General features: G+C 69.6%; 5 protein-coding genes and 1 pseudogene. 5 read left to right on the plus strand and 1 reads right to left on the minus strand.

Features of this window, described 5'->3' with window-relative positions:
• A pseudogene (locus tag E3O60_RS18590) lies at nt 1-767 on the plus strand (hypothetical protein); the annotation flags it as partial.
• Nucleotides 768-779: 12 nt separating this feature from the next.
• On the opposite strand, the gene E3O60_RS17050 reads toward E3O60_RS18590, so the two are convergent.
• Complete coding sequence (locus E3O60_RS17050; RefSeq protein ID WP_088457750.1) at nt 780-1,175, minus strand: phage holin family protein; 396 nt, start codon at nt 1,173-1,175, stop codon at nt 780-782.
• A 105-nt stretch (nt 1,176-1,280) separates the two neighbouring features.
• Between E3O60_RS17050 and E3O60_RS17055 the strand changes: the two genes are divergently transcribed.
• From E3O60_RS17055 to E3O60_RS17070, 4 genes are all read left to right on the plus strand, one after another.
• On the plus strand, nt 1,281-2,387 hold the full coding sequence (locus E3O60_RS17055; protein ID WP_134498746.1) for a histidinol-phosphate transaminase: 1,107 nt from the start codon (nt 1,281-1,283) through the stop codon (nt 2,385-2,387).
• A 4-nt stretch (nt 2,388-2,391) separates the two neighbouring features.
• Complete coding sequence (gene pdhA / locus E3O60_RS17060; RefSeq protein WP_240632310.1) at nt 2,392-3,540, plus strand: pyruvate dehydrogenase (acetyl-transferring) E1 component subunit alpha; 1,149 nt, start codon at nt 2,392-2,394, stop codon at nt 3,538-3,540.
• Nucleotides 3,540-4,550: an alpha-ketoacid dehydrogenase subunit beta gene (locus E3O60_RS17065; RefSeq protein ID WP_088457748.1), complete on the plus strand. Its 1,011-nt coding sequence runs from the start codon at nt 3,540-3,542 to the stop codon at nt 4,548-4,550. Before pdhA ends, E3O60_RS17065 begins: the two co-directional genes overlap by 1 nt.
• 27 nt (nt 4,551-4,577) lie before the next feature.
• Nucleotides 4,578-5,075 (plus strand): biotin/lipoyl-containing protein (locus tag E3O60_RS17070; RefSeq protein ID WP_304991393.1); only part of this gene is annotated, 498 nt, incomplete at its 3' end.

Below are 5,075 nucleotides of genomic sequence, written 5' to 3' on the forward strand. Positions count from 1 at the left end.
CTGCCGTGCCGCCTGCCGGGCCGCTGCGGGTCACGGCAGCCGGCTCCGGCGCTGTGCCGGCCACGCTCGGGCCGGCCACGCTCGCGCCGCCGAGCCCGCCCGCAGGGTTCGCCGACCTCGCCGAGCGCATCCCCACCGAGGATGACGGCGGTCAGGTGCGCATCGAGCGCTACGGCGACGCGGCGCATCCGTCGTGGCTGGTTTTCATCGGCGGCACCGTGGAATGGAGTCCGACCGGCTCGAGCGAACCGTGGGACATGGCCTCCAACGTCGCGGCCGTAGCCGACCAGGAGGCCGGCTCGTACCGGGCGGTGCTGCAGGCCATGCAGGCGGCCGGAGTGCAGCCCGGCGACCCCGTGGTGCCGGTGGCGCACTCGCAGGGCGGGCTGATCGCCAACCAGCTGGTCTCGCGTGGCGACATCAACGCCGTGGGGTTGGTCACCTTCGGGTCGCCGGAAACCGACCTGCCGTTGCCAGAGGGCTTGCCGGCGATCGCGGTCGAGCACGAGGACGACCTCGTTCCCGCTCTGGGCTCCACGTCGGACGAGGACCAGCGCCTCTACGTGCGGCGGGAACTCTTCGCCGGCCGGGAGGTGCCGGCGGACGAGGTCATGCCGGCGCATCAGCTGGTGGGTTACCGCGAGACCGCCCGACTGGTCGACGGGTCGCCGGAGCCCCGGTTGGTGGCGTTCCGCGCGCAGCTGGACGGGATCGTGGGCGAGTCACCGGGGCAGCAGAGCGTCTGGCGAGCCGAACGGGTCGACTGACCTGGCGCGGGCCTAGGAGGTGGCGTTGTTCAGCGGCCGTACGAGCAGGCCGAACAGCCAACTGACGATGCCCAGCACGAACGCGCCGAGTACGCCCCACCAGAAACTCTCGACGACCAGACCGAAACCGAGCAGGCCGGAGATCCACGCCACCAGCATCAGCAGCAGCCCGTTCACGATGAACGACAACAGACCGAGGGTGAGGACATAGAGGGGGAACGCGACGATCCGCACGAACCCGCCGATGAACCCGTTGACGAACCCGAAGATCAGCGAGATCAGCAGGTAGGTGAGGACAACGGCCGTCGTGTCCGGTGCGTACGAGTCCACCCGCACACCCGCCACGATCAGTGTGGTCACCCAGAGGGCGACGGCGTTGACGATGAGCTTGATCAGGAAACTACCCATGCTCCCACTATGACAGCCGGTGCCGGTCGCCGGGTGGGTTTCCGGTGCGGCATATACGGCCAGAGCATGCGGCACCGCGAATATGTCCCGGCGTAGACTCGCCGAGTGAGCCCTTCAGACCAGCCCTCGGTCCGCCTGCGCCCTGAGATCGTTGCGCTGCCGGCGTACCGGCAGGGCAAGGCGGCCAACGCCTCCGCCTTCAAGCTGTCCAGCAACGAGAACCCGTTCGACCCGCTGCCCGGCGTCGTCGACGCGGTGAACTCCGTCTCGGCCTTCAACCGGTACCCGGATGCCTCCGCCCTCGCTCTCCGCGAGCGGCTCGCGGCCCGGTACGAGCTGACCACCGACGAGGTGCACATCGGTGCCGGATCGGTGGCGCTGTTGTCGCAGCTGATCCTGGCCGCGGCCGGCCCCGGCGATGAGGTGCTCTACTCCTGGCGCTCGTTCGAGGCGTACCCGAGCCTGGTCACGGTCTCCGGTGCCACCAGTGTCACCGCACCCAACCGCGCCGACCACGGTCACGACCTGCCCGCGATGGCCGCGCTGATCACCCCGCGCACCCGCGTCGTGATCGTCTGCAGCCCCAACAACCCCACCGGCGTGATCGTCACGGCCGACGAATTCACGGCGTTCATGGAGCAGGTCCCCGCCGACCTGCTGGTGATCCTCGACGAGGCGTACGCCGAATTCGTCACCGACCCGAAAGCCATCGACGGTACGACGCTGCTGGGGCGCTACCCGAACCTCGTCGTGCTGCGCACCTTCTCCAAGGCCTACGGTCTCGCGGGCCTCCGGGTCGGCTACGGCCTGGGCCCCGTCGGCATCCTCGACGCCGCCCGTGCCACCGCGATCCCACTCTCGGTCACCGGGCAGGGTTCGGCCGCCGCGCTGGCCTCGCTCGACGCCGAACCCGAGCTGCTGGAACGGGTCGGCGTGATCGCCGAACGCCGCGACGGCATCCGTGCCGCCCTGGTGGCCGCGGGACTGAACGTCCCGCCGTCGCAGGCCAATTTCGTCTGGCTGCCGCTGGGCGCAGCGACCGCGGCGACCACCGACCGTTTCACCGATGCCGGGCTCGTCGTCCGGCCCTTCCACCCGGAGGGTATCCGGGTCTCGATTGGCGAGGAGGAATCTGTGGCCACGCTCCTACGGATCGGCGCTGAGATTGTTCAGGATCTACCAACGGGGCACGCGGCCCGGCGGCTAGGTTAGTACGGTGCCAGTGACCTCCAACGACGCACCCGTGCGCACCCTGACTTCTCCCACCGTGCAGCTCCTGTCCACGGACGGGAGTTTCTCGCCGTCCGAATCGGCGGCCGAGTTCCTGCCATACTTCGAGCGCCTCACCGAGGCCGACTACCGCAAGTTCTACCGCGACATGGTCGTCGTGCGGAAGTTCGACACCGAAGCGGCGAACCTGCAGCGCCAGGGCCAGCTCGCCCTCTGGGTGCCCAGCCACGGCCAGGAGGCCGCCCAGGTCGGCTCCGCCTACGCCACCCGTGCTCAGGACCACGTCTTCCCCTCCTACCGGGAGCACGTCGTCGGCATGATCCGGGGCCTGGACATGGTCGACATCCTGCGGATGCTGCGCGGCGTCACCCTCGGCGGCTGGACACCGGAGGAACACGGCAACTTCCACCTCTACACGCTGGTGCTCGCCTCGCAGACGCTGCACGCCACCGGTTACGCCATGGGCATGCAGCTGGACGGCGCCACCGCGACCGGCAACCCGGACACCGATGCGGCCGTGATCGTCTATTACGGCGACGGCGCCTCCTCGCAGGGCGACGCCAACGAGGCCCTGGTCTTCGCGGCCAGCTACCAGACCCCGCAGGTGTTCTTCATGCAGAACAACCACTGGGCCATCTCGGTGCCCGTCTCCCGCCAGTCCCGTACCCCGCTCTACTTGCGGGCCGGCGGCTTCGGCATGCCCGGCATCCAGGTCGACGGCAACGACGTGCTCGCCAGCTACGCCGTCACCGCCAAGGCTATGGACGACGCCCGCGCCGGCCACGGCCCGTCGCTGATCGAAGCGCTGACCTACCGCGTCGGCGCCCACACCACCGCCGACGACCCCACCAAGTACCGTGACCCCGACGAGCTGGCCTACTGGGTCGCCCGCGACCCGATCGTGCGCTTCCGCAGCTACCTCAAGGGCCTGGGTGTCGAGCAGGAATTCCTCGACTCCGTCGACGAAGAGGCCGCAGACCACGCAGCGGATGTGCGCCGCCGCGCCCTGGAGATCACCTCACCCGACCGCTCCGTCATCTTCGACAACGTCTACGCCGAACCGCATCCGCTGGTCGTGGAGCAGAAGGCCTGGCTCGACGCCTACGAAACCTCGTTCGACGGGAGTGAGTCCTGATGACCCTGCAGGAAACGACCGCCGCCGCGCCGACCAGCGCGAACCTGCCCATGGCCAAGGCCCTCAACGCGGGGCTGCGCCAGGCGATGCTGAACGACCCCAAGGTGCTCATGATGGGCGAGGACATCGGGCCGCTCGGCGGCGTCTTCAGGGTGACGGAGGGACTACACGCCGAATTCGGTGAGAAGCGGGTGCTCGACACCCCGCTGGCCGAATCCGGCATCATCGGCACGGCCATCGGCCTGGCCATGCGCGGCTACCGGCCGGTCTGCGAGATCCAGTTCGACGGTTTCGTGTTCCCCGGCTTCGACCAGATCACCAGCCAGCTGGCCCGGATGCGCAACCGGCACGAGGGCGGCCTCACCATGCCCGTCGTCGTGCGGATACCCTACGGCGGCCACATCGGTTCGATCGAGCACCACCAGGAGAGCCCGGAGGCGTACTTCGCGCACACCCCAGGCCTCCGCGTGGTGAGCCCGTCGAACCCGCACGACGCCTACTGGATGATGCAGGAGGCCATCGCGTCGAACGACCCGGTGATCTTCTTCGAACCCAAGAGCCGCTACTGGCCCAAGGGCGAGGTCGACTTCACCGCGGCCGGCACCCCGCTGCACGCGAGCCGGGTGGTGCGCACCGGCACCAGCGTCACCGTTGTCGGCCACGGCGCCATGGTGAGCGTGCTGCTGCAGGCCGCCGACCTCGCCGCGGCGGAGGGCATCAGCCTCGAGGTCATCGACCTGCGCTCGATCTCACCGATCGACTACACACCGATTCTCGAGTCCGTACACAAGACCGGCCACCTCGTGGTGGCCCAGGAGGCCGCCGGCTTCGTCAGCGTCGGCTCCGAGATCGCCGCGACCGTCACCGAGCGGGCGTTCTACTCCCTCGAGGCCCCCGTGCTGCGGGTGTCCGGTTTCGACACCCCGTTCCCGCCCGCCGCGGTGGAGACGCACTTCCTGCCCAGCCCCGACCGGGTGCTCGAAGCCGTCGACCGCTCCCTCGCCTACTAATCATCCCCCTGCTGTGAAAGGCACCCCATGAGCGTCTCCCGATTCACCCTCCCCGATGTGGGCGAGGGCCTGACCGAGGCCGAAATCGTCGAGTGGAAGGTCGCCCCAGGCGACACCATCTCGATCAACCAGGTGCTCGTCGAGATCGAAACCGCCAAGTCGCTCGTTGAGCTGCCGTCGCCGTACGTTGGCGTCGTCGGCGAGATCCTCGTGCAGCCGGGCACCACCGTCGACGTGGGCACTGTGATCATCACGATCCTCTCCGAGGCCGGCGCCACCGACGACAGCGCTGCGCCCGCACCGGATGCGCCCGCCCCGGCCGACGACGACCTTACCGTGGCCGCCCAGGATGCCGGCAGCACCATCTCGCAGGAGCCCGCCGAGGAGTCCCCGGCGGTACTCGTGGGCCGCGGCGCCGCCGCGTCGATGCCCACCCGCCGACGCCGGCACGTGGTGCCGACGGCAGCGCACGAGGCTCTCGCTGCCGCGCCGACCGCGCCCCCGCAGGGCGGCCCGGCTGCCTCG

It is taken from the genome of Cryobacterium sp. TMB1-7 (genome assembly GCF_004402435.1).
GTDB lineage: Bacteria > Actinomycetota > Actinomycetes > Actinomycetales > Microbacteriaceae > Cryobacterium > Cryobacterium zongtaii.